At 30.4% G+C, this 25,537-nt stretch carries 25 protein-coding genes, 1 tRNA gene and 1 riboswitch; of the genes, 10 read left to right on the top strand and 16 right to left on the bottom strand.

All coding sequences use genetic code 11. The features are described 5' to 3' along the window. Positions 1-229 precede the first annotated feature (229 nt). From CW731_RS08875 to CW731_RS08845, 7 genes are all read right to left on the bottom strand, one after another. Complete coding sequence (locus tag CW731_RS08875; RefSeq protein ID WP_100946384.1) at positions 230-1,093, bottom strand: RNA polymerase sigma factor RpoD/SigA; 864 nt, start codon at positions 1,091-1,093, stop codon at positions 230-232. A gap of 294 nt (positions 1,094-1,387) precedes the next feature. Further along, a complete protein-coding gene (locus tag CW731_RS08870; RefSeq protein ID WP_100946383.1) occupies positions 1,388-3,823 on the bottom strand; it encodes a TonB-dependent receptor in 2,436 nt (811 codons plus the stop codon). Between the two features lie 135 nt (positions 3,824-3,958). Beyond that, positions 3,959-4,049: riboswitch (TPP riboswitch) on the bottom strand. Positions 4,050-4,233: 184 nt separating this feature from the next. Then, the gene (gene arfB / locus CW731_RS08865; protein ID WP_100946382.1) at positions 4,234-4,638 is read right to left on the bottom strand and encodes an alternative ribosome rescue aminoacyl-tRNA hydrolase ArfB; all 405 of its coding nucleotides are present in this window, start codon (positions 4,636-4,638) and stop codon (positions 4,234-4,236) included. Between the two features lie 63 nt (positions 4,639-4,701). Next, positions 4,702-5,361, bottom strand: coding sequence for an AAA family ATPase (locus CW731_RS08860; protein ID WP_100946381.1), 660 nt, complete (start codon positions 5,359-5,361; stop codon positions 4,702-4,704). After that, entirely contained in the window at positions 5,322-5,954 is a 633-nt protein-coding gene (gene pnuC, locus CW731_RS08855; RefSeq protein ID WP_100946380.1) for a nicotinamide riboside transporter PnuC, read from the bottom strand. Before pnuC ends, CW731_RS08860 begins: the two co-directional genes overlap by 40 nt. A gap of 65 nt (positions 5,955-6,019) precedes the next feature. Further along, entirely contained in the window at positions 6,020-6,754 is a 735-nt protein-coding gene (locus tag CW731_RS08850) for a geranylgeranylglyceryl/heptaprenylglyceryl phosphate synthase (protein WP_100946379.1), read from the bottom strand. A gap of 29 nt (positions 6,755-6,783) precedes the next feature. Next, the gene (locus tag CW731_RS08845; protein ID WP_232734653.1) at positions 6,784-7,569 is read right to left on the bottom strand and encodes a helix-turn-helix domain-containing protein; all 786 of its coding nucleotides are present in this window, start codon (positions 7,567-7,569) and stop codon (positions 6,784-6,786) included. 184 nt (positions 7,570-7,753) lie between these two features. Between CW731_RS08845 and CW731_RS08840 the strand changes: the two genes are divergently transcribed. Beyond that, positions 7,754-8,107 carry a DUF983 domain-containing protein gene (locus CW731_RS08840; protein ID WP_100946377.1) on the top strand — a complete coding sequence of 118 codons (354 nt, stop codon included), beginning with the start codon at positions 7,754-7,756 and terminating at the stop codon, positions 8,105-8,107. Between the two features lie 14 nt (positions 8,108-8,121). On the opposite strand, the gene CW731_RS08835 is transcribed toward CW731_RS08840, so the two are convergent. Then, a complete protein-coding gene (locus CW731_RS08835; protein ID WP_100946376.1) occupies positions 8,122-8,748 on the bottom strand; it encodes a 4'-phosphopantetheinyl transferase superfamily protein in 627 nt (208 codons plus the stop codon). 63 nt (positions 8,749-8,811) lie between these two features. On the opposite strand from CW731_RS08835, the gene ahcY reads away from it, so the two are divergent. Then, positions 8,812-10,125 carry an adenosylhomocysteinase gene (gene ahcY / locus CW731_RS08830; protein WP_100946375.1) on the top strand — a complete coding sequence of 438 codons (1,314 nt, stop codon included), beginning with the start codon at positions 8,812-8,814 and terminating at the stop codon, positions 10,123-10,125. A gap of 295 nt (positions 10,126-10,420) precedes the next feature. Then, positions 10,421-11,227 (top strand): DNA/RNA non-specific endonuclease, encoded by an 807-nt coding sequence (locus CW731_RS08825; protein ID WP_100946374.1) that lies wholly within the window; start codon positions 10,421-10,423, stop codon positions 11,225-11,227. A gap of 242 nt (positions 11,228-11,469) precedes the next feature. Here the strand turns inward: CW731_RS08825 and CW731_RS08820 are convergent, their stop codons facing one another. The 6 genes from CW731_RS08820 to xrtF all read right to left on the bottom strand — a co-directional run bounded on the left by CW731_RS08820 (position 11,470) and on the right by xrtF (position 16,468). Further along, positions 11,470-12,189 (bottom strand): hypothetical protein, encoded by a 720-nt coding sequence (locus tag CW731_RS08820; protein WP_100946373.1) that lies wholly within the window; start codon positions 12,187-12,189, stop codon positions 11,470-11,472. A 104-nt stretch (positions 12,190-12,293) separates the two neighbouring features. Further along, a complete protein-coding gene (locus tag CW731_RS08815; protein ID WP_100946372.1) occupies positions 12,294-12,692 on the bottom strand; it encodes a heavy-metal-associated domain-containing protein in 399 nt (132 codons plus the stop codon). 43 nt (positions 12,693-12,735) lie between these two features. Next, positions 12,736-14,979, bottom strand: a complete 2,244-nt coding sequence (locus tag CW731_RS08810; RefSeq protein WP_100946371.1) for a carboxypeptidase-like regulatory domain-containing protein — start codon at positions 14,977-14,979, stop codon at positions 12,736-12,738. Between the two features lie 74 nt (positions 14,980-15,053). After that, positions 15,054-15,458 carry a hypothetical protein gene (locus CW731_RS08805; RefSeq protein ID WP_100946370.1) on the bottom strand — a complete coding sequence of 135 codons (405 nt, stop codon included), beginning with the start codon at positions 15,456-15,458 and terminating at the stop codon, positions 15,054-15,056. Positions 15,459-15,503: 45 nt separating this feature from the next. Then, positions 15,504-15,935, bottom strand: coding sequence for an exosortase F system-associated protein (locus tag CW731_RS08800; RefSeq protein WP_100946369.1), 432 nt, complete (start codon positions 15,933-15,935; stop codon positions 15,504-15,506). Further along, positions 15,932-16,468, bottom strand: coding sequence for an exosortase family protein XrtF (gene xrtF, locus CW731_RS08795; protein WP_100946368.1), 537 nt, complete (start codon positions 16,466-16,468; stop codon positions 15,932-15,934). Before xrtF ends, CW731_RS08800 begins: the two co-directional genes overlap by 4 nt. 55 nt (positions 16,469-16,523) lie before the next feature. On the opposite strand from xrtF, the gene CW731_RS08790 reads away from it, so the two are divergent. The 7 genes from CW731_RS08790 (at position 16,524) to rodA (ending at position 24,585) form a co-directional block, all read left to right on the top strand. Further along, a complete protein-coding gene (locus tag CW731_RS08790; RefSeq protein WP_100946367.1) occupies positions 16,524-16,976 on the top strand; it encodes a GAF domain-containing protein in 453 nt (150 codons plus the stop codon). Between the two features lie 95 nt (positions 16,977-17,071). Beyond that, entirely contained in the window at positions 17,072-17,200 is a 129-nt protein-coding gene (locus tag CW731_RS15885; protein WP_302849626.1) for a hypothetical protein, read from the top strand. Between the two features lie 256 nt (positions 17,201-17,456). Further along, positions 17,457-18,986 (top strand): bifunctional phosphoribosylaminoimidazolecarboxamide formyltransferase/IMP cyclohydrolase, encoded by a 1,530-nt coding sequence (gene purH, locus CW731_RS08785; RefSeq protein WP_100946366.1) that lies wholly within the window; start codon positions 17,457-17,459, stop codon positions 18,984-18,986. 78 nt (positions 18,987-19,064) lie between these two features. After that, on the top strand, positions 19,065-20,093 hold the full coding sequence (locus tag CW731_RS08780; protein WP_100946365.1) for a rod shape-determining protein: 1,029 nt from the start codon (positions 19,065-19,067) through the stop codon (positions 20,091-20,093). Between the two features lie 19 nt (positions 20,094-20,112). Next, positions 20,113-20,928 (top strand): rod shape-determining protein MreC, encoded by an 816-nt coding sequence (mreC, locus tag CW731_RS08775; RefSeq protein ID WP_100946364.1) that lies wholly within the window; start codon positions 20,113-20,115, stop codon positions 20,926-20,928. A 506-nt stretch (positions 20,929-21,434) separates the two neighbouring features. After that, entirely contained in the window at positions 21,435-23,324 is a 1,890-nt protein-coding gene (gene mrdA, locus CW731_RS08765) for a penicillin-binding protein 2 (RefSeq protein WP_100946362.1), read from the top strand. Next, complete coding sequence (rodA, locus tag CW731_RS08760; protein WP_100946361.1) at positions 23,305-24,585, top strand: rod shape-determining protein RodA; 1,281 nt, start codon at positions 23,305-23,307, stop codon at positions 24,583-24,585. The genes mrdA and rodA overlap by 20 nt, the downstream gene beginning before the upstream one ends. A gap of 568 nt (positions 24,586-25,153) precedes the next feature. Here rodA and rpsT read toward each other — a convergent pair. Both rpsT and CW731_RS08750 read right to left on the bottom strand, forming a co-directional pair. After that, the gene (gene rpsT, locus CW731_RS08755) at positions 25,154-25,405 is read right to left on the bottom strand and encodes a 30S ribosomal protein S20 (protein WP_100946360.1); all 252 of its coding nucleotides are present in this window, start codon (positions 25,403-25,405) and stop codon (positions 25,154-25,156) included. Positions 25,406-25,438: 33 nt separating this feature from the next. Then, a tRNA-Glu gene (locus CW731_RS08750) sits at positions 25,439-25,510 on the bottom strand. Between the last annotated feature and the right edge of the window lie 27 nt (positions 25,511-25,537).

Genomic DNA, 25,537 nt, shown 5'->3' with positions numbered 1-25,537 from the left:
ATACAATAGTCCACTAAGCAAAATACTTTGTTAGTTCTGCTGTTGGTAAAATAGATTCATAATAAAAAAGCGAACTTTTGAGTTCGCTTTTTTAATTTTAGAATTTTGCTAACACTAACATTTTCGTTACTTCCTATAAAGAGAAAAGCAATAAATACAAATACTTAATTTTTAGCACAAAAAAAATCTCAAAATATGAATTTGAGATTTTAGATAGTTGTCATTTTTATTATCCTAAATATGTTCTTAACATGTGTGTCTTAGACTTCGCCTGTAGGCGCTTAATTGCTCGTTGTTTTACTTGTCTTACACGCTCTCTTGTTAAATCGAACCGTTCGCCAATTTCAGACAAACTAGAGGCAACTTCATTACCAATACCATAATACATTTTTATGACTTTTGCTTCTTTAAAAGTAAGTGTGCCTAAAGCTCTTTCAATTTCAATTTTTAAAGATTGATTCATTAACTCCTTATCTGGTTTTGGAGAATCTTCAGATTGTAAAAGGTTGTACAAATTAGAATCTTCACCTTCGTTAAAAGGGGCATCCATAGAAACGTGTCTTCCAGAATTTTTTAAAGACTGTTCTACTTCTGTTTCAGTCATATCTAACTGCTTCGCAATCTCTTTATTGGTTGGCATACGCTGTTCGCCTTGTTCTAACCGAGCGTATATTTTTCTTATTTTATTAATACTTCCTATTTTGTTTAGCGGTAAGCGCACAATTCTAGATTGTTCTGCTAAAGCTTGCATAATTGCTTGACGAATCCACCAAACAGCATAAGAAATAAACTTAAAACCTCTAGTTTCATCAAAACGTTTTGCGGCTTTTACCAAACCTAAATTACCTTCATTTATTAAATCAGACAATTTTAAACCTTGCCCTTGGTATTGTTTTGCCACAGAAACAACAAATCTTAAATTTGCGCTAACAAGTGCATCCAATGCTTTATTATCTCCTTTTTTAATTTTCAAAGCTAATTCTACTTCTTCATCAGCAGTAATAAGTCCAATTTTACTAATTTCCTGAAAATATTTATCTAAAGATTCTGCATCACGATTGGTTACTTGTTTTACAATTTTAAGTTGTCTCATGTGTTTATTTGGATTTTTTTAAAGATTGTTACTATGAAGTTTTAAAAAGAAATACATCTTCTTAAAATTAATGGAAATTGCTCAAATAAATAAAATTTTAAAATGCAGGAAGTGTAAAATTATTCAATTGATAAGCCTCAACATATTGCTCGTTGCTGTTATTGTATGTAAAAGTAGCAGTGTTTATCATAGATTTTTAATATACAAAAAAACGAGCGATTTTTTATTAAAATCGCTCGTTTTGGGTATTTTTTAACACATTTTAATCAGTTTAGATTAAAAATAGACATTTTATTAAAATTTTAAAGTTATACCAACTAAGAAGTTTCTTGTTGCTTGCGGATAATAACCAGCACCATCTGCAGTGGTGGTTGTGCCTGGGTTAGACCAAGTGTCATTAAATGTATAGTAATAACCTCTGTCTACATATTCATTATTAAAAATGTTGTTTATTAAAGCAGAAAATACAATAGATTTAAAAATTTTGGTCGTTTTAATTTTATAAACCACATTAAGGTCTGTAGTAAAATAATTATCTAAAACATCATCATCTGAAATTGCACTGCTAAAATTACTCATAAACTGCTTGCCAACATATTTAGATAATAATGAAAACTGTAAATTATCTTTTGGTTGGTATGTAAAAATATTTCCGACAACAACATCTGGAGAAAAAGATAAATCTGTTTTACCTAAAGGTTGTGGCTCTACAATACCATCTCTAGTAATAAAAAAGTCTCTATTCTTATTAGAACTAAAAGCCGCATTTGGTCTTACAGAGAATTGATCGCTCAAACGAATGTCTGCATCAATTTCTAAACCTAATCTGTAACTGCTACCAGAAGTTGCTCTTATTGGCGCTCCAACATCATCTAAAGCTCCTGTTAAAACCAACTGATTCTTATAATCCATATAATAGATGTTGGTATTTAATTTAATGTTTTCACTTTTTAAACGCCAACCCAGTTCTAAATCATTTAAAGTTTCTGGTGTGGTAACTCCGCCTTCAAAATCATTTCTATTTGGTTCTCTGTTTGCTACAGCAAAAGAAGTGTACAAACTATTATCGTTGTTAATTTTATAGGTTAAACCAAACTTCGGATTAAAGAAATTAAACTGAGCATCTACATCAATCGGTGCTCTTTTAGAAGTAATTCCTTTGGTTTTATAATTTACAAAACGTCCTTGTAAGTCTAAATAACCAGATAGTTTTTCGCTGATATCGAACGTTGCTTTTGCAAAAACAGAAAAATCTGTTTTTTTAGCATCAGAAAAATAATAACGATCTCTAATATTTGCTGTATCTGTAAATTCTTTCCCCCAAATTACTTCACCAAAATGATCTCCTGTATAATTAGAATAAGAAATTCCTGAAATCAAATTCAGTTTGTCCGTTTTGTAATTTGTATTGAAATTAAAAACGTAAAAATCGTTATCTAACCAGCGTCTTACAATTGCATCTGTAATCGGTATTAAAGAAGTGCTTCCGTCATCGTTATCTACAGTTTTTATCTTTGTTCCAGAAAGAATGCCGTTGTAGTTATCAAAATCTAATGTACCGTCTTTGTCTAAATCACTAATTACTTCTGTATCTGCTTTAAATTGCTCAAAATATCCTGAACCTTTTGTATAGTTTAAAGCAACGTTTGTAGACCAATTATCGTTCAATTTTTCGTTCCAATGCAATTGATAATGATTCTGTTCGAAATTATCAACTTCATTCTCGTACGTATATGGGTTTTGTTTTCTGTCTTCTTTTAATTGACCTGCTGTTAAACCTTCCCAAGCTTGGTACGTTCTCTCCTTACCACCAAAAGTAATGGCTTTTATGAGCGTATTTTCATCGGTATAGCTAGCTTGCAAATAGTACGATTTTAAATCTGAAAAAGCTCTGTCTACGTAACCGTCTGAATAAATATTAGACAAACGCCCAGCAACCTCAATATGATCATTTAACTTCCCTGTACTAAATTTTACGGTATGTTTTCTTGTTCCGTAAGAACCAAAAGAATTTGAGATTTCAGCAAAAGCATCTTCCGAAACAGCATCTGTTAAAATGTTTAAACTTGCACCAAAAGCACCAGAACCGTTGGTAGATGTACCAACACCACGTTGCAATTGTAAATTCTGAGTAGAAGAAGCAAAATCGCCTAAATTTACCCAAAAAGAACCATGACTTTCAGCATCATTATAAGGAATTCCGTTTACGGTAACATTAATACGCTCACCGTTAGAACCACGTACACTCATGTAGGTATAACCAACACCAGCACCAGCATCTGAAGACGAAACCACAGAAGGCATATAATTTAGTAAAACAGGAATATCTTGCCCTAAATTACGTTTTGCAATCTCTTTTTTAGACAAGTTAGAAAACGTAACAGGCACATCTGCATTTACACGAACTGCAGAAACCAATACTTCCTCTAAAACGGTAGAATCTGGCTTTAATTGAATGATATATTCTTCATCTTGAGAAATAATAATTTTCTTTGAAATGGTTTTATAACCTAAAAAAGAAACTTCAACTGTATAGGTTCCTTTCTTTAAGTTAATGCTAAAGTTTCCATCAATATTAGTTGATGTCCCTTTTTTAAGTTCTTTAACAAAAACAGAAGCTCCAGTTAAATATTTTTCATTTTCATCTACAACTTTTCCTGAAAAGGTAAAGGATTGGGCGTTTGCAAGTGCACTTACTAGCAAGAATAAAAAAATAGTAATTTTTTTCATTTTAAAAATTTTTAAAACGAATAAAAAGAGGTAATTATTCTTGTATTTAATATTGAATAATTAGTTTTGAACGTTAATGTAAATTGAAAAAAACAGGGCTTTTTCAGTACTCACTAAAAACAGCTATTACCATGTTTCATTAACGTTCGTAATCCCTAAACAGCATTATCTGTTCTAGGTTCATTGGGTATGATCTCAGCTTTTTAAAGCACCCCTTTATGAGAACGCTGCAAAGGTAATTTGGATTTTTGGAATAGGGAACAACAAACGTGTTTTTTTAGTAGCTATTTCCTGCTTTCACTACTCGCTTTTTTTATCCTAAAAAGGAATAAAAAAGAGCTCAAACAAACCGTTCAATCAGGGCTAAACTTGTTTGAGAATTTTTTGTTTTTCTGAAATAAGTTTTATTTTTAATCGAATTTTGGTTTCTTTCTAAGGGCTTTTTTAACAGAAGTTCTTTTTTTAGTTTCAACTCTCCTTTTCATAGCACCTTTACTAGGTTTTGTTTTCCTTCTTTTTTTAGGACGAATTAAATTTGTTCTTATCAACTCTAAAAAACGTTTAATGGCAAGCTCCTTATTTCTGTGTTGAGAACGTGTCTCTTCACAAAAAAGAATGAGTACATTTTCTTTTGTTAGTTTTGATGAAAGTTTCGCCTTTAGAAGTATTATTTCGTTTTCAGAAAGCGCAAGTGAATTCTCTAAATCGAAACTTAATTCAATCTTAGAAGACGTTTTATTTACATGTTGCCCGCCAGCACCAGAGCTTCTAGTTGCTTTAAATTTTAATTCTTTTAAGAGGATTTCTGAATTCATTTTTTTGAAAGAGTTTAGAAAATAGATGCGCTGTTTTGCTTTATTTTCTTTTATATGTTTTATTTAATACTCATAAGAATTACCAAAATCATCCGTATTTTGATGTAGAAAATGCATATCTAAATCATGTAAAGAATCTGAAAATGATTGTAAATTTTCTCTATGAGCAATAATTTTATTTATTGCTTCTGTGGCATTTTTTAATCGTGTTTTTTTATCACCTTTTAATAGAAGATACGGTCTATTATTAGCTATTAAAGATTTCTCAAAAGCAGTAAACATTTCTAGACGTTGTTCTGGTCTATCACGTAAATCATCCTCTTCCCAAGGCGTATCAATATAGGTTAGCAAATACAAATCGTACGTGTTTTTACTTGCTGCTTCATTTAATTTTTCATCTACAAAACCGCCATAAAATTCCTCTGAGTACACTTTTGTTTCTAATAAATCGGTGTCGCAAATTAGAATTTTATCAGCCCTTTTAGCCAATTTATTTTCTAGTTTCATTTGTCCGATTGCAATCGGCAATAAATCTTCTTTTTCACAAGTTTTACGCTCATTATTCCATTTGTCTTGTAAATACTCACGGGCAAATTCTGGTGCCCAAACAGTGTTGTAATACCGTGCTAAATGACGAGAAAGTGTCGTTTTTCCTGAAGATTCTGGGCCAAATAAAACAACTTTTACGATGTTAATTGGGTCTTGTTTAAGTTCTTTTTCCATGCTAAATAACCAAAAATGGCAATAAAAGTAAATCCGAAATATTGAAAGCTCGTAAAAGTAAATCCTTTATAGAAATATAAAGGTATAGAAATTAGATCGCCAACAATCCAGAATAACCAGTTTTCTACTTTACGTTTTGCCATTAGCCACATACCAACAAAGAAAATTCCAGTGGTAATGGTGTCTACATAAGCAACCCAAGTTGTCCATTTATCGAAAGCTTTATAAACGATAAAAACAAAGAGCAACGCAGCAAAAAAGATGGCAACGGAAACTTTTTTTTCTTTAGTTGTTGTTAAAGAAATAGGTGTCACATCTACTTCATCCACTTTACGTGTCCAGATATACCAACCATAAACACTCATTATAAAATAATAGGCATTTATCATCATGTCTCCTAAAAGATCCCATTTATAAAGAAGATACACAAAAATAATTGTGCTAATCATTCCTGTTGGAAACACCCAAATTTTATTTTGTTTGGAATACCAGACTGATAAAAAACCAAAAAATACGGCAATAATTTCTAAAGTAATGTCTAGTTTAGAATAGGTATTGTATTGTTCGAAAAGGAAGTCGAAAATCTCTGACATTTAATTTTGTTTGAAGTTGTAAATTTAAACTTTTTTGTCAGTCTAACCCAAGAACGAGTTTTTTTCTATAATTCGTTGTTTTTAAATTCTTCAATAAAAGTGGTGTTATTTTCAAAAGCAGTGCCAATAACTACCATATCTGCACCCGCATTAAAAGCGCTCTCTAATTGTTTTTTAGAACGGATTCCGCCTCCTACAATTATAGGAATATTTAGATTTCCTTTTACAAGAGTAATAATGTTCTCGTCCACAGGAACTATGGCGCCGGAACCAGCTTCTAGATAAATTAGTTTCTTGCCAGCAAACTGACCAGCCAAAGCAGTATTTAAAATTAAATCTAAGTTTTCTTGAGCAATTGGCTTTGTGTTGCTCACTTTCTGTGTTGCTGTTTCTTTTTTTCCGTCAATTAATATATAACCCGTTGAAAGAATTTCTAAATTAGAATTTTTTAAGATCGGAGCTGCTTTTACTTGTTGCTCAATTAAATACTCAGGATTTCTCCCAGAAATAAGGCTCAAAAATAGGATTCCGTCTGCTTTATGTGAGATTTGCGAAACATCACCAGGAAATAAAATAACAGGTAAATTGGTTGCTTTCTTAATTGCAGTAACTACACTTTCTGTCTGACTATCTTTGTCGGTACTTCCGCCAACAAAAATATGTGTCGCAATAGAAGTATGGATTTTCTTAAAAAAAGCAGGAATATTTTCTAGATTCATTTTTTCAGGATCAATTAGAACTGCTAATAATTTTTTGCCTTCTTCTTTTGCTAATAAAATGTTTTGGTAGATATTCACAATTGCGAAAATAATAAATTACAAGTAGATTTCTACGAAGAATATTTTTTTCTAAAACCCATTGGTGTAAAACCAGTTTTTAATTTGAAAAACTTTGAAAAATAGGCGTAATCTGAAAACTTAAGAGTGTCTGCAATGGTAGTTAAATTGTTTTCAGAGTGAATAATTAACCGTTTTGATTCTAATATTATTCTTTCAGATATTAATTGATTTGTAGTTTTATTCAGTGCTTTTTTAACAACTCTATTCAAATGTTTTGTTGTTATGTTTAATTGGTAAGAATAAAATTTTGGTAGTTTTTCTTTATAAAAATGTTGGTTTATTAAACTTTCTAAACGCTCAAGTATCACAGAGTAACTTGGAGAAACCAACTTTTCTAAATTTACATTAGCAGTATATACTCTTGTTAAATCTATATAAATACTATTAATAATATTTGTTATTTTGAGCTCTCTTAAGGTATTTCTCTGTAGATATTCTGCATATACTTCTTGAAATTTTACTTCTATATTTTTCATTTCCTTTTTAGATAATTCTAATAAAGGTGGATTTTGATTAGAGTAGAAAAAAGGAAACGAGTTAAGTGTATGGTCTAAAAACTTTAATTCATAAAACTCTTGAGAATGGAAAAATATAAATCCTTCTGGTTTTGTTTCAAATTTCCAAGAATGTGTTTGTCCAGGTTTTAAAAAGAAGACTTTACCTGGGTTTACCCTGTAAGAGCTAAAGTCAATTTCATGTTTTCCTGTTCCCTCTGTAAAGAGAACGCATAAATAAAAATTATGACTGTGTGGTTTACTAATTAATTCTGTATTCAATTCAATATGATTTGAAAAAGAATTTATATACAAATCATTTATTGACTTGGACTCGAGAAACTGATTAATCTTTAAAACGGGTATTTTCATAATAATGTCCTAAAAACACAAAAAATGGTGATTATATTATATGCTAAATAACATTTTAGCAGCTTAATTTTGTGGTACTAATAAATTAGATCTTATGGCAAATGTAATAGATATGTTAAAATGTAAATGTCCTAATTGTAAAAAAGGCAAAATGTATAGCAAATTAGGGAATCTTCTTTTATTTAAAGCACCTAAAATGAATGCTCTATGCAAAGAATGTAATTTTAAATTTGAAAAAGAACCGGGTTTCTTTTTTGGTGCTATGTTTGTTAGTTATGCGCTTGTGGCAGCAGAAATGATAGCAAGTGTTGTCTTGTTTAAGTTCTTATTGGGTTTTTCTTATATAAATGTGGTAATTATTGCAATTACAACAGCAATTTTGTTAAGTACTATTAATTTTAGGGTTTCTAGATCTATTTGGGTTTATATGTTTTATAGTGGTGATTAGAAACTTTGTTCTTTTTAATAAGCATACACACAAGTAAAACCTTCAAACTCTAAAAACTGAATGTTATAAGAAGTAGCTTTTCCTTCATATCTAATTTCACCAGAAGTTTTTTCGTCTTCAAACTTAAAATCTTCAATATAGATATGATGTAGAAAGAGCAATTTTTTCTTTCCGTAGATTTTATACAAACTCTCTTTTGCGCCCCAAACAATGGTTAACTTACTAACCAAGGCGTCAGAATTTGCAATGGTTCTATACTCTTCAATAGGTGTGAATTTATGTGCTATTTTTAGAATTTTATCACGTTGTTTTTCAATGTCAATTCCAACATGTAGATCATCAGAAATTATCAAGCCAGAAAATGTAAAAGAATGTGTAATAGAAATAAATTTTCCGTCTTTTAAATGTGGTTTCCCAAACTCATCATAAATTAAATCTGTATCAGAATAACCAGCTTCCTTTAATAAATGGCGTACACTTAAAAAACCTCGTTGATGCAATTCCGATTTCATGCTATCTAAACGAGCTTGACTGTTTTCTGTTAGTAAAACGTTCTTATTTAATTCATTAAAAGATTCTTCAATCTTCCAAATGAGAACTTTTGTATTTTCATTAACCGTTAAACTTTTGTAAAGAGCCATACTTTTTTAAAATGGATGTCGTAACTTTGCAGTTCGAAAAATTAGAATATAAATATACATAATATGAGCACAAAAACAGCTTACGTACCAAACAAAGTTAAGGATATTTCTTTAGCTGCTTGGGGAAGAAAAGAAATTAACTTAGCCGAAGCAGAAATGCCAGGTTTAATGTCTTTAAGAGAAGAATATAAAAACGAGCAGCCTTTAAAAGGTGCAAGAATTGCAGGATGTTTACACATGACCATTCAAACTGCCGTTTTAATTGAAACTTTACAAGCTTTAGGTGCAGAAGTAACTTGGAGTTCTTGTAATATTTTTTCTACACAAGACCAAGCTGCGGCTGCAATTGCTGAGGCTGGAACTGCTGTGTATGCTTGGAAAGATATGACAGAAGAAGAATTTGACTGGTGTATTGAGCAAACCTTATTTTTTGGTGAAGACAAGAAACCATTAAATATGATTTTAGATGATGGTGGAGATTTAACAAACATGGTTTTAGATCGTTTTCCTGAGTTAGCTGCAGGAATTAACGGTTTATCAGAAGAAACTACTACGGGAGTTCATAGATTATATGAAAGAGTAAAAAACGGAACATTGCCAATGCCAGCAATTAACGTGAACGATTCTGTTACAAAATCTAAATTCGATAATAAATATGGTTGTAAAGAATCTGCAGTAGATGCAATTCGTAGAGCAACAGATATTATGTTAGCTGGTAAACGTGTAACTGTTTGTGGTTATGGTGATGTTGGTAAAGGAACAGCTGCTTCTTTTAAAGGTGCAGGTTCTATTGTAACGGTTACAGAAATCGATCCTATTTGTGCATTACAAGCTGCAATGGACGGTTTTGAAGTAAAGCGTTTAGAAACAGTTATCGCAAATTCAGACATTATTATTACAACTACTGGAAACAAAGATATTATACAAGGACGTCATTTCGAAGCAATGAAAGACAAGGTTATTGTATGTAATATTGGGCATTTTGATAATGAAATTGATATGGCTTGGTTAAATAAAAACCACGGAAATACAAAAGATACCATCAAACCACAAGTAGATAAATATAACATCAATGGAAACGATATTATTTTGCTTGCAGAAGGTCGTTTAGTAAATTTAGGTTGTGCAACAGGTCACCCAAGTTTTGTAATGAGTAACTCATTTACAAACCAGACGTTAGCGCAAATCGAACTTTGGAAAAACGCCGATGCTTATAAAAACGATGTGTATATGTTACCAAAACATTTAGATGAAAAAGTAGCCTTTTTACACTTAGCAAAAATAGGAGTAGAGCTTACAGAATTGCGTGAAGAGCAAGCATCTTATATTGGTGTAACTGTAAACGGACCATTTAAGCCAGAGCACTACAGATACTAAATAGTTGTTGTTCTGAATATGTTTCAGAATCCATAAAATTAAAAACCCTTTCATTCATTTGAAAGGGTTTTTATTTTTCCACAATCGTTATTGCGAGGAAGAATGACGAAGCAATCTGTTAGGTCAATTTTATTTTTGGGCTCTTTAATAAACCATTACTATTCACATTGTTGTTAAAAAAAATAATTCAAACAGATAGTCTATCATGTGGGTAGTCGAAAGGTTTAATACTTAACGCTAGCCTCTTTATGTTTCATACCTTTACAACGATTAAGAATTATAAAATAAAAACAACTTGAAGAAAAAACAACTCCTCTCTATAATTGCAATACTCATTTTAGTTGCTGTTTTCGGGTATGAAGAATTTTTAAATTCTAAAGAAGAAGAGGTTCAAATAGAAACAGGTAAAATACCAAAAGAAACTACAAATCAATATTTTTTACCTACAAGTACGACCAATCAAATTGTACATCATCAAAATTATTCATTATCCTATAGCGAGAAGCACGAACAGGCAGAATGGGTAGCTTATGAATTAAAAACATCACATTTAAGTACTACAAATTACAAAAGACCTTATTTTGAAATAGACGGTGCAGTAAAAACGAAAGCGGCACATTGGCGTAATTATAAAAAATCTGGTTTCGATAAAGGGCATTTATGTCCTGCTGCAGACAGGCGTTTTACCAAAGTAGCACATGACGAAACATTTTTAACAAGCAATATAAGTCCGCAAGAACACAAATTTAATGCAGGTATTTGGAATCGTTTAGAACAAAAAGTACGCTATTGGGCAAAGAAGAACGATGGTGTTTTTGTAATTACAGGTGGCGTTTTAGAGCACAATTTAAAAACGATTGGAAGTGAAGCTGTTTCTGTTCCAAATCAGTTTTATAAAGTTATTTTAGATAAAACAAATGGTAAAATTAAAATGTTGGCTTTTTTAATACCTCACAAAGAATCTAATTTACCATTGTATAAATTTGTGGTTTCGGTAGATACAGTAGAAGCGTTAACAGGTATCGATTTTTTTAAAGAGTTAGACGATACTATCGAAGAAAAATTAGAAAACTCTAATAATTACAAAAATTGGAGTTTTTAATAGAAGGTGTTTTTTCTTTTGGGCGTTTTAACAGGCTATTCACTATATCTTTTTTATGAAAAATAAAAAAGGATGCCGTTTCTATCCTTAACGCAGATTTTTGCCTTTTAAGAAAAATATCTTCAAATAAAAAAGCCTCACAATTTAAAAATGTGAGGCTTTTAGAGTTTTAATTGAAACACTGTACACTAAGTGAATTTGATTTTTTATCAAATTTGTGTCGAGATGTTTGTTTGATAAAATTATTTCTTCTTACCCATAATGATAGGGGTTAATTCTTTTTTAATTTTAGAATACTCTACTTTAGTCATAATTTCTAAATCAAATAATTCTTTAGACTCCTTGAGTTTAGCAATTGCTTCACTTCTAGTCATTTTTCTATTTAATAGATAAATTTCACCTTGTTCAATTGCTAGTTCAGTATTCATTACACTTAAGTATTTATTAATACCAAATGCTTTCCCATTGAGTTCACCCAGAACCATTATTAAATACAAAGGCTTCTTTTTACTACCTCTGTGATGTGCTTTTATTTCTTTAACAATCGCTTTTGTGTTAGACAAACTATTTGAGGCCATATTAGCTGCTTCTCCGCTCATAGCATTCATTATTGATCCAAATCCAGCTGGTCTTCCTAGTTTTATAAATTCATAAGTTTTTTTAGAAACACTCCTTGAACTTGTTCTTGCTCCTCTAAGGTTGCTGCCAGCTGCTATTGTGTTTGACCTTGTTGATGTTTCCATTGAGGTTGGTTTTCCAAGAATTACTGTATCACCAACTTTAACTACATTGCGATTAACCGTAGTATATACTTGTATTGAAGTTCTGTTTTTTATATTTTTAAAAAAATTGATATCTTGTGTTTGTTCATAAGTAAGTGAATCTAATTCTCTTTGTGAATAGGTTTGAATTGTAAATACACAAATAAATAATAAGCTTAAGTAAGTTTTCATAATTTTCATAATTTTTCACGAATCTAAGCTAAATTTATTTGTGACCAATTTTCATCTTCATTTTTAAAATTAAAAAAGCCTCACAATTTAAAAATGTGAGGCTTTTTCGTTTGTTAGTTTTTCTTTTTTTTGAGTTCACCTTTATGGTCTTCAATAATTTTGCTGTCTCTATATTTACAACAAGGATGCACAGAATTATAAGCTTCATCTGTAGCTATAAAATCTTTAACATCGTGCCCAACATTGGCAATGTTCTGCTTTACTGTTTCTAGAGATGTTTTACGTTCATCTAAAATGATGTTCATTTGATGCGATTTTACATCCCAAATAGCAAATTTTACACCTTTGGTTTTTAAAGCAGCAGTTTCAATACGTTTTTTACACATACCACAAATACCATTTACTTCAAAAGCAACCTTCGCATTTTTTTTCTTTTTCTCTTGTTTTACATCTTGTGCTTGAGAGGAAAATCCAATCAAGAATAAACTGAATATGAATAGTATTTTTTTCATTGTATTAAATTATTTGTTGTTTTATGTATTTCCACTGTGTGGGTTATTTAATTTTAAATCGTAAACCTGCATACACTGCACGTCCAAAAATTGGCGAATACACAATTGTGGTATCAAAATATGCGCCAAACGGATTATCGCTAGCTAAAATAGGGTTTTTCTGCTGCACATTGGTTAAGTTTTCGCTTCCTAAATATACTTCAAACTTGTTTGAAAACACTTTTGTAATCTGAGAGTTTAGTAAACTATAACGCTCGGTATACTTTGGTAGTTGATATTGGGTAGGGTTTGTTGCGGTATTTGGCAAACGTTGTTTTCCTATATTATTAAAGGTTACATCAAATTTCCATTGAGATCCATTCTCTTTTGCGGTTGTTTCATAAGAAAGGTTTGCAAAGAATCTATTATTTGGCTGAATTGGTTTTTGAAATTTTCCGTTTTTATAATCTGTAGAAATATCAAAATATTTAAAAGCAGTTCTTAAATCAAGGTTTTTTGCTAGTTCATAATTTACTTCGACCTGAAAACTATCTGCAATACTTTTTCCGTCTAAATCATAGAAAGAAATTTCTTGCGGGTTCTCCCAATCTACCACAACTTGATTGCTAAAATCGGTTCTGTAAAAATCAAACGTAATATCTCCTTTTTTATTGAATATATTGAATTTCTGTAAATAAGAAATGCCGTAATTCCATGCAACTTCCGCATTTAGACCGTAAATATTTCCACCTACATCATCAATATTTATTTGTCTAGAACTTGCGAATAATTGCTGGTTTTCGGCAAAAATATTCGCACTTCTTTTTCCTCTTCCTGCAGAGGCTCTAAAAACTCCTTTTTCCCAAGGAACATATCTTACGTGAACTCTAGGCGTAATAAAAGTGCCTAATAAACTATGCGTGTCTGCACGAATTCCGGCAGTTAAACTAAAATTATCCAAATTGTCAAAAGCATATTCGAAAAAGGCTCCGATAGAATTTTCTTTTCTGTTATAATTTGTGCTATTTACAAGTTCATCAAATTTGTCGTAGGTCAAATTAATTCCAGTTTTAAACTTGCTTCTAGTGTCACCAATAATCGAGTTGAAAAGTAAGTTAGAATACAAGCTTTCGTGTTTAATGTCGTAGACATTCAAGCCAAAATAAGAATCTTGCTGATGATTGCTGTACGCTACTTGTAAACCAAAATTTTGAAAAGGTAATTCAGGAAAAACATAGCCTAATTTAAGCGAAGTTTCAAAACGTTTGGTGTCAATTTCACTTCCCCAAGCATTGGTGGTTCCTTTGTCTGTTTCTGGATTAAAATTAAGTTCTCCTGTTTGTTTTTCATCATTTAAAAACCGAACGTTTATAAAACTAACCCAACCATTTTGTGCATCTGTATATTGCCAACGGTTCATTACATTTATTTGATTTGCCAAAGGTGCATCTAGAAAATTATCGTTGTTTTTATCAAATTTTTCTCCTCTATAATTTCCATGAATGTATAAACCTGTCTGCCATTTATCGGAAATTCTCTCGTTAAAATGCGTGTTTAATTCTAACCTACCATTTAAAGAACTATATGCGTTTAGAAAGAATTTATTGTCTGAAAATGGTTTTACCAATTCAGCATTTATTTGTCCGGAAATACTTTCGAAACCATTTACAACAGAACCTGCTCCTTTTGTAATCTGAATGCTTTCTACCCAAGTTCCTGGTGTAAATGTGAGCCCGAATGCTTGTGCAGCGCCTCGAATAGAAGGAATGTTTTCTTGCATGATTTGCAAATACGGACTTTTAAGTCCTAACATTTGTATTTGACGTGTTCCTGTTAGCGCATCAGAAAAACTAACATCTATCGAAGGATTGGTTTCAAAACTCTCCGCTAAATTACAGCATGCAGCTTTTAATAACTCGTCGTTATTTACGGTAAAAGTATTTGCAGTAGCAAATAAAGATTTTTGAACAGCATCTCTTTTAGCTCGAATTGTTACTTCTTCTAAGTCGCTTTCTGAAGTTATAAAATGATGAATTACATCTAGGTTATTAACAAGCAACGTATCGGTTTTATACCCAATGTAACTGACTACTAATTTTTTGTATTCCTTTTTATATGGAATTGTAAACCACCCTTTTTCGTTGGTAATTGCACCAATATTTGTGTTTAGCCAATTTACAGTTGCACCAGAAACACCTAAGTTATCTTTCGGGTTTTGTTTGTCCATAAGCATTCCCTTTAAATTCGTTTGGGCAAAAAGGAAGATTGGAAATAGTAGTATAAAACCACTAAGTATGTATTTTTTCATTGATATTTATTTTATAATAATTAAAACGACGCTTCTTTAAAAAGAAGTTTTTTTAGTTGGAATTAGAATAAAAATCAAATTAGAAAAGATTGGTATAGAACCTGATAATCTAAAGGTTTATCTGGCAGAAATAAGGAGTTATAATTTACTTTAGTTGCTTTGTTTCCTACAAACAAAGTTTGATAAGAGATGATGTTAGTGGCTAAAAATTGTTGTTTTTGAAAACTTATTTTATTTTTAGAATATTGTTGTAATTCTTTCTGACCTTCAATCTTATGAACTTCATCTGAACAACAATCTTTTGTTTTTATAGAAGAATCATTTGTTATGTCGCTTTTACAAACGTCTGCTTCTCCAGTAAAAGAAACAGCAATTAGAGAATCACCACAATAATGACTTTCAACCGTAAAAGAAAAGGTTGAAAATAGCACTAAGAATGCTAATAAAAAAGATGTTATTTTGGTGATACTTATTTTCATTTCAACTGCAAATTTACAATAAGAAACACTAACTTTTTTGTAAAATTACCTGTTACTTAATTTTTGAAAATAAAAAGCTGGTATCAGAATTAATAAGAATAACGGATGAATGATAAATCTACGTATATAAAAAGGTAGTAAATAACCGCTTTCAAACTGATCTCTTAATAAAAAGACAAACAGTACAACTAAAACTATAAACGCAGTCATTAAGAAGAATCCTGTAAATTTTACGTAGTCTTTTCTTTCAAAAAGAACCCAAATGAACCCCAATGTTATTACCGAATTTAAAACATACCTATAAAGCATGTCTATTATTAAAAGCCAAACATCAATTGATGGCATTTTTGCATATAGATAGTCGTTTTTAAAATATTCAATTAAAGGATCATAAAATAATTCAGCAGAAAATGCTCTCACTAAAAATAAGAGTGAGATTAGTATTAAAAGCAATATTATTTTTATGTATGTATTCATTTTTTATAGCTCGAAAATTTGTTAACCCAAATTACCCAAAGTAAAAAGACAGCACCGTAAATTATTGCAGGAAATACTAAGTTGTGTAAAAATTCTTGCTGATTAGGGTACTTATAAATCATTACAGCCAAAAATGCAATTCTAGCAATATTTATACCATATATAAATACACTACCTAAAAAGGCATAAATAATTGTAGCTTTTAAGGAACCTGCAAAAGCAATGATAAAAGCGATGAATAAAATAATGATACTTATAGAGTTACAGCCTTCAATAACCCTTGCGGTATAATTTCCTTCAATTAAAAGTTTAACAGAAAGTTCTTCTTTGTGTTGGTAAGCTCCGGCATCATAATTAAAAAACTCTAATAGATTTACCGTTTGATCTGCAACCAATGTTGTTATAGAAGCCGTTTTAAATGGAGCCACTTTTTGTTGAGAACTTTGTAAGTATGTAGAGTATATTGCGAACAATATAAAATAGGTTGCAAAAAACTTAATTAAAAAAATGACTACGTTTTTATGTTTTTTCACAATGTAAATTCATTTATTTTTGCAACTTCATAATATTAGAACGAATATACAAAAAATGGAAATAGAAAAGTTAAAAAAGAAAGTTGATAGCATCATTTCTATAGGAAGTACTACAGAAATTAAATTACAAGAAATTTGTAATTTGTTAGAAAGTGAAATCTCTTATTACGATTGGGTTGGTTTTTATTTTAAGAACGGAGATAAGAATGAGTTGAAATTGGCGCAATATACTGGTGAGGAAACAGAGCATACAATTATTCCTTTTGGAAAAGGTATTTGTGGGCAAGTTGCTGTAAGTAATGAAAATTTTGTAGTACAGGATGTTTCTGAACAAGATAATTATATTTCTTGTGGTTGGAAGGTAAAATCAGAAATTGTAATTCCTATTTTTGTAAAAGAAGAAAACATTGGTCAAATAGACATAGATTCTCACACTGCAAATGTTTTTACAGACCAAGATGAGGACCTTTTAGAGCATATTTGTAGAAAAGTAGCAACTATCTTCTAGAAAAACGGTGTTTTTAATAAATTTTTATATATTTGTTAAAAACAATGTTAATTTATAGGATATTCTATAATCATTAAACCTCTAGCCCCTAAGTAATGAGAAAAGAACAATACACTGCAGTTGCTGTTAATAGCAATAATCACTCAAATTTTGTTGATAAAAAAAAATCTTGGAAAAATAATTTTGTGCAATGGTTTCATAATTTTTTAGAAACAGCAGAATAATTTTTCACCCCCGCCCATTTTTTTTAATTTCCCTTAAAATGAAGAAATTACATTCAATTTTTTTGTTAAAAGTCTTATTTTTTTAAAAAAAAATGAAGAAAAAAGAGAGCCAAGAAATTACAACGCTTTAGTAGAGGATTTTAAGACAAAAGTTTAAGTAAACTATTTGTTAATTACTTCTTATTTTTGTCACTATTTTTTATTGGGTTTCAAGGTTGGTTTTACTAATTTTGCGTGCTTAACAACACAACACTAAATGAGCACTTCAAAAATAATTAAATCCGCATTAATTTCGGTATTTCACAAAGATGGTCTAGCCCCAATTGTAAGAAAATTAGATGAATTAAATGTTACTATTTACTCTACAGGAGGAACAGAAAAATTCATTAAAGAACTAGGGATAAATGTAGTTCCTGTAGAAGATGTTACTTCTTATCCTTCAATTTTAGGCGGAAGAGTAAAAACATTACACCCAAAAGTTTTTGGAGGGATTTTAAATAGACAAGATCATGCAGGTGATGTTGCTGAATTAGCAGAATACAATATTCCGCAAATAGATTTAGTAATTGTAGATTTATATCCGTTTGAGAAAACAGTTGCTTCAGGAGCTTCTGAAGAAGCTATCGTAGAGAAAATAGATATTGGTGGTATTTCTTTAATTAGAGCATCAGCAAAAAACTTTAAAGATACGTTTACGGTTTCTTCAATGGACCAGTATGACGGTTTCTTATCAATATTATCTGAAAACAAAGGAGAAACTACCATTGCACAAAGAAAGAAATTTGCTGCGAAATCTTTTAATATTTCTTCACACTACGACACTGCAATTTTTAATTACTTTAATAATAACGAAGAACCAGCATTAAAAGTTAGTGAAACGAATGCACAAGTTTTAAGATATGGAGAAAACCCACATCAAAAGGGGTATTTCTTTGGAGATTTAGAATCAATTTTCGATAAGTTACATGGTAAAGAATTAAGCTATAACAATTTATTAGATGTGGATGCTGCTGTAAATTTAATAGAAGAATTTAAAGGAGAAGCACCAACTTTTGCAATTTTAAAGCATAACAATGCTTGTGGTTTTGCACAAAGAGAAACTGTAAAACAAGCATATTTAGATGCATTAGCGGGTGACCCTGTTTCTGCTTTTGGCGGTGTTTTAATTGCAAATACAGAAATAGATGCTGCTACTGCAGAAGAAATTCATAAATTATTTTGCGAAGTTGTAATAGCGCCAAGTTATTCAGATGAAGCTTTATCAATTTTAAAAGGAAAGAAAAATAGAATTATCTTAATTAAGAAAGAAGTTGCATTGCCAACAACAACAATTAGAACTTGTTTAAATGGTAATTTAGTTCAAGATAAAGACAGTATTACAGATCAATTAGAAGATTTAAAATATGTTACAAACAATAAACCAACTCAATCTGAGTTAGATGATTTATTATTTGCTTCTAAACTGTGTAAAAACACGAAGTCTAACACAATTATTTTGGTAAAGAATAAACAATTGTTAGCAGGTGGAACAGGGCAAACAAGTAGGGTAGATGCTTTAAACCAGGCAATTGAAAAAGCAAATTCTTTCAAGTTTGATTTAAATGGATGTGTAATGGCAAGTGATGCTTTTTTTCCTTTTCCAGATTGTGTAGAAATTGCAGATAATGCAGGTATAAAAAGTGTGATACAACCAGGAGGTTCTATAAAAGATCAATTAAGTATAGATTATTGTAATGAGCACAATATATCTATGGTTATGACAGGAACTAGACATTTTAAACATTAATAAGTTATAGGTTATTTACAATCAGAATTTTAGTAGATTTGTGATACTATAGTAAGAATAATACAACAAAGATATTTTATGGGTTTTTTTGATTTTATGACGGAGGATATTGCGATTGATTTAGGGACCGCAAATACTTTGATAATTCACAACGGAAAAGTGGTTATCGATAGTCCTTCAATTGTTGCAAGAGATAGAACTACGGGTAAAATTATTGCAATTGGCAAAGAAGCCAATTTAATGCAAGGGAAAACCCATGAAAATATCAAAACGATTCGTCCCTTAAAAGACGGAGTTATAGCAGATTTTCAAGCTTCTGAAGAAATGATTAAAGAATTTGTAAAGCAAATTCCATCAATTAAAAAGAAGTTATTTCCACCAGCATTAAGAATGGTTATCTGTATTCCTTCTGGAATTACAGAAGTAGAAAAACGTGCTGTTAGAGATTCTGCAAAACACATGAATGCCAAAGAAATCTATTTAATTTATGAACCTATGGCTGCTGCAATTGGTGTTGGAATCGACATTATGGAGCCTAAAGGAAATATGATTATAGATATAGGAGGTGGTACAACAGAAATTGCAGTTATTGCTTTAGCTGGTATTGTTTGTGATCAGTCTGTAAAAGTTGCAGGAGATTTATTTACAAATGATATTATGTATTACATGCGTACTCAACATAACTTACATGTTGGAGAAACTACGGCAGAAAAAATAAAAATTACTATTGGTGCAGCTACTGAAGATTTAGAAACCCCACCAGAAGACATGTTGGTTCAAGGTAGAGATTTACTAAGTGGTAAACCGAAACAAGTACAGGTTTCTTATAGAGAAATAGCAAAAGCATTAGATAAATCTATTTTAAGAATTGAGGATGCTGTTATGGAAACATTATCTAAAACGCCACCAGAATTAGCTGCTGATATTTATAACAGTGGTATTTATTTAGCAGGTGGAGGTTCCATGCTAAGAGGCTTAGATAAAAGGCTTTCTAGAAAAACAGATTTACCTGTTTATGTTGCAGAAGATCCTTTAAGAGCTGTGGTTCGTGGAACAGGAATTGCTTTAAAAGAACTAGGTAAATACAAAAATATATTAATGAAATAATCTTTTAGCAGTTCTATAAATGCAACAACTTATTTACTTTTTTCAAAAGTTTAAGTATTTTTTATTCTTTTTGTTGTTGCAATTAATTGCTTTAACACTTACTTTTAATAATCTCAATTTTCATAAAAGTAAATACGTAAACTCTGCAAATGCTTTAACAGGGGGTATGTACAATCAGATTTCTAGTATTTCAGATTATTTTAACCTTAAACATACTAATACAGTACTTTTAGAAGAAAACGTACGTTTAAGAAATCTTTTAGAGCAAAAAATAAAGATTCCTTTTTCTTTGGATTCAATTGTTATTGACACCGTAAAATATCATCAAAAATATACATTTTCAAACGCGAAGATTATTAACAATAATTATTCTAACGCATTTAATTTCTTAACTATTAACATGGGAAGAAATGATGGTTTAGATAAAGAAATGGCAGTAATTAACTCTAAAGGAATTATTGGTGTTACAGAACATGTCTCTTCAAACTACACGAGAGTTCAATCTATTTTAAATAAAAATAGCGGATTAAACGCAAGATTAAAAAACAGTAGATATTATGGTACTCTAAAATGGAATGGCTTAGACTATAATATTGTTCAATTAGCTGATATTCCAAGACAAGCTCCAGTGAAGATTGGAGATACAATAGAGACTGATGGGAAATCTACTATTTTTCCGGAAGGCATTTTAATAGGAACCGTAATTGAAGTTAACAATAATAATGCTGTAGATAATTCAATTAATGTAAAGTTGTTTAACGATATGAGTAATATTGGGCCTGTTTACGTTATTAAAAATCTACATAAAGAAGAAATTAAATCTTTAGAAAATTAGTAAATGAACAAGACAATCTACTTCGGACTTCTTTTTATATTTCTGGTTCTTCTTCAAGTCTTAGTATTGAATAATATTTTATTTTTAGGGTATATAAATCCATATCTATACATTCTATTTATTTTCTTGTATCCGTTAAAGAAAAATAGATTTGCTTTTTTGTTAGTGTCTTTCCTTTTGGGTTTAAGTGTCGATTTTTTCTCTAATTCTGGGGGTATTCATGCTTTTGCTACTTTAACAACTGCGTATTTGAGGTTGTTTTTTATAAAAGTTTTTTTTAGAAAATACGAAATAGATTACCCTTTTTTTAATTTGAATTTAGAGCCCTTTGGTAAGAAATTTAATTATGTAGTAACTTTAACAGTAATACATCATTTTATATTATTTTCTTTGATTAACTTTAGTTTTCAAAATATATATCACGTACTATTAAATACACTTTATTCAAGTGCTTTTACGTTGATACTGTATTTTTTATCAATTTATATTTTTTCTAAAAAGCAATAATGCAAAAAAGTTTTTTACTTTACTTTTTAATCACAATAGTAGGTGTCGTTTTTATAGGTCGTCTATTCCAACTTCAAATAATTAGAGGAGATAACTATGATCCTATTCATAATTCTGCTGTAAAAATTGATTTCGATTACCCAGAAAGAGGGTATATTTATGATAGAAACGGAGTCTTATTGGTGGCAAATCAGCTTTCTTATGATGTTATGATTCAGCCAAATCAAGTAAAGTCTTTAGATACTTTAGAGTTTTGCAAGCTTTTAAAAATTAATAAAAAAAGTTTTTTAAAGAGATATAATAAAGCAAATAATTATGCATCTTACCTCCCCTCTGTTTTTTTGAAACAATTGGCAAAAGAAGATTTTGCTTTCCTTCAAGAAAAATTACATAAGTACCATGGGTTTTTTATTCAAAAAAGAATCATTAGAAAATATCCTATTAATGCTGCAGCAAATGTTTTAGGCTATATTGGTGAAGTAAATGAGCAACTTGCAAAGATGGATACCTATTATGAACCAGGAGAATTAATTGGTAAAGATGGTATAGAGAAACAATATGAAGGTTTCTTAAGAGGTAGTAAAGGAAAAAAGTATTTTAATCGTAACAATTTGAATAAAGTTACCGGTTCCTTTAAGAACGGAGAGAAAGATACCTTGGCAGAAAATGGTAAAGATTTAATGCTTACGCTAGATATTAAGCTTCAAGAATATGCGCAGAAATTAATGATTGGTAAAAGAGGAGGTATCGTCGCAATAGAACCTTCTTCGGGTGAAATTTTAGCTTTGGTCACTGCGCCAACATACGATCCTAATATGTTGGTAGGTAGAAAAAGATCTAAAAATTCAGCAATTTTAATGGATGCGGATAATTTAGAAAAACCTACTTATGACAGAGGATTAAAAGCTTCTTACCCTCCAGGTTCTCCTTTTAAAATGATGAATGCTTTAATTGGTTTACAAGAAGGTGTTATTACAAAAGATAGTTCATTTAAATGTTATCATGGTTATAAATATGGAAACAGAAAAGGTGAATTTATGAAATGTCATTGTGGTATTGTTGGCAGGCCTGTAAAATTAAAAATAGCTATTGCTAAATCTTGTAATACATATTTTTCTAATACATATAAAAGAATTGTAGAGAAAAATAACAAGCCATCTGAAGGTGTAGATAATTGGGCGAATCATGTAAAAAGTTTTGGCTTAGGAGACTATTTAGGATATGATTTACCTCAAGGAAGCCCCGGTTTAATTCCTACAGGAAAATATTATGATGATGCCTATAGATACAGGTGGAATGCTTCTACAAATATTTCGAATGCAATTGGACAAGGAGAAGTGCAAACAACACCAATTCAATTAGCTAATTTTACTGCTGCAATTGCAAATAAAGGTTTCTTTTACACTCCTCATATTTTAAAGAAAGTTGATAAGAATCCAATTAAAGCACCAAATTTTACAGAGAAAAAACAAACATCTATAGATAAAGAGCATTTTGATCCTGTAATAGAAGCAATGTACGAAGTTTATAAAACGGGTACCGGAAGACGGAATCAAGTCAAAGGAATAGATATTTGCGGTAAAACAGGGACTTCAGAAAATTATGCTGTAGTTAATGGAGAGCGAATAAAATTAGAAGATCATTCTATTCTAGTTGCATTTGCTCCAAAAGACAATCCTAAAATAGCTATTGCCATATTTGTTGAAAATGGTGGTTATGGTTCTAGAATTGCTGCACCAATAACAAGTTTAATGATAGAAAAATATCTAAATGGTAAAATTTCTAAAGCAACAAAATATAGAGAAACTAACATGTTGAATATTAGTTTACAATCTGAGTATGATAAACTAATACCAAAAATAGAAGAAATTGCGTCAGGAACAGAATAACATTTTTGCAGGAATCGATTGGCTTCTGGTAATTTTGTTTACCATTTTAGTTTGTTTTGGCTGGTTGAATATCTATTCGGCTTCAAAAACAAATGAAGATATTGAATTACTAAGTTTTTCAACTAAATACGGAAAACAACTTATCTTTATTTGCTTAACAATACCATTAATTATAATTATTCTATTTTTTAATTCTAAATTTTACGAGAAGTTTTCGAGTGTACTTTACATCATTTCATTAGTATCACTTGTAGGCTTGTTTGTTTTTGGTAAGACAATTAACGGTGCTACTTCCTGGTACAATTTTGGTGTGTTGGGTTTGCAGCCTTCAGAGTTTGTAAAAGCTTTTACAGCATTAGCAGTTGCAAAACTATTAAGTGATAGACAGTATAATTTTAAATTAATTAAAAATCAAATTAAAGCTTTTGTAATTATTTTTACACCGGCCTTCTTAATAACCATGCAGCCAGATGTTGGTTCTGCACTTATTTATTTAGCTTTTTTCTTTGTGTTGCATAGAGAGGGTTTAACTTTAAACTATATTACCTTAGGTACTTTGGTTATTGTATTATTTGTACTTACTATCTTATTTGGTACCTCTTGGGTATTGGTAAGTTTATTTTTATTGATTACTATTTTTACTATATATATTACATACAAAGGAGGAAAACACTTTATTCGTTTTAATTGGCATAAAATTATAGCTGTTTATGCTATTGTAGCTATTTTTATATTAGGAACAGGTTTTGCTTATAATAATGTTTTTAAGCAACACCATAGAGATCGTTTTGAAGTTCTTCTAGGTTTGAAAAAAGACAATCAAGGAATTGGTTACAATTCACATCAATCTGAATTAACAATTAGTTCTGGCGGTTTAAGTGGAAAAGGGTTTTTAAAAGGAGATTTAACGCAAGGAGATTTTGTACCTGAGCAACACACAGATTATATTTTTAGTGTTATTGGTGAAGAATGGGGTTTCTTTGGAAGTTCTTTGGTTATTATTCTCTTTATGTTGATGATGTATAGAGTTATCTATTTAGCGGAAACACACGCAAATAAATTCGGAAGGATTTATGGGTATAGTTTGGCTTCAATTCTGTTTTTCCATGTAGTTGTAAACGTAGGGATGGTTATAGGTTTGTTACCAACTGTAGGAATTCCGCTACCTTTCTTTAGTTATGGAGGGTCTTCTCTTTGGGGCTTTACCATTTTACTCTTTATTTTTATTCGATTAGATGCTCATAAAAATTATGATTGGTAAATTTTAAAGTAATAATAGATGTCTTTAAAGCATAATTTAGAGAGGACCTACAAGTCTTATTTCTATGCTTAGACCCTTTTATATTTCATAAATTACATTACTTCTTGTATTGATTTAAAATATATGCTGATATAGAAAAAGTATATAAATGATATTAAAATTTATAATGAATAAAATATTATTGAAAGATAAAGCAAAGGCTTAACAAGTTGTAAAAGTGTTTCAAGTAGGAAAATAAGCGAAATATTGAGGTTTAGTTATGTTCTAACAAGTTGTTCCCAAATAGTTAAAAACACATACAACTGCTTTGGTAATAGAGTTCTGATCAGTATAGTTATCTTGGGCTCAATGAAATGATAAGTGTCTCTTAAGTAACTAACGTCAGAAGTATTGTACTAGCATTATTTAGATTCTTTAATTTTTTAAGTGTAATTATTAAATCTAACATACTTTGGACTTGATCTTTAATAATTCCAGATTTTAAAAATCAGCTATCATTTAAATTTGAAGCATAAAAAAACTCTGAATATATATTCAGAGTTTTAAATTTTTGTTAAGAGTTAAAATCTTACAATGCAGCTACGTGCTTTGTTAATTTAGATTTTAAGTTAGCAGCTTTATTCTTATGAATAATGTTGTTCTTAGCTAGTTTATCTAACATAGATAGCACAGTATTTAATTTACCTTCTGCTTCTTTCTTGTCTTCAAATGTACGTAAATCTCTTACAGCATTCCTTGTTGTCTTGTGCTGGTATTTGTTACGTAATCTTTTAGCTTCGTTACTTCTAATTCTCTTTAATGCTGACTTGTGATTTGCCATAATTTCTTAATCGTTTTTTTATATTAAAACTTGTAGTCCGTACGGGAATCGAACCCGTGTTACATGGATGAAAACCATGCGTCCTAACCCCTAGACGAACGGACCATAACAATCAATCTTTGTTAGTTGTTC

This window comes from Polaribacter sp. ALD11 (genome assembly GCF_002831685.1).
Classification (GTDB): domain Bacteria; phylum Bacteroidota; class Bacteroidia; order Flavobacteriales; family Flavobacteriaceae; genus Polaribacter.
The sequence above is the reverse complement of the archived record's forward strand: the minus strand, read 5'-3'. Positions and strand labels throughout refer to the sequence as shown.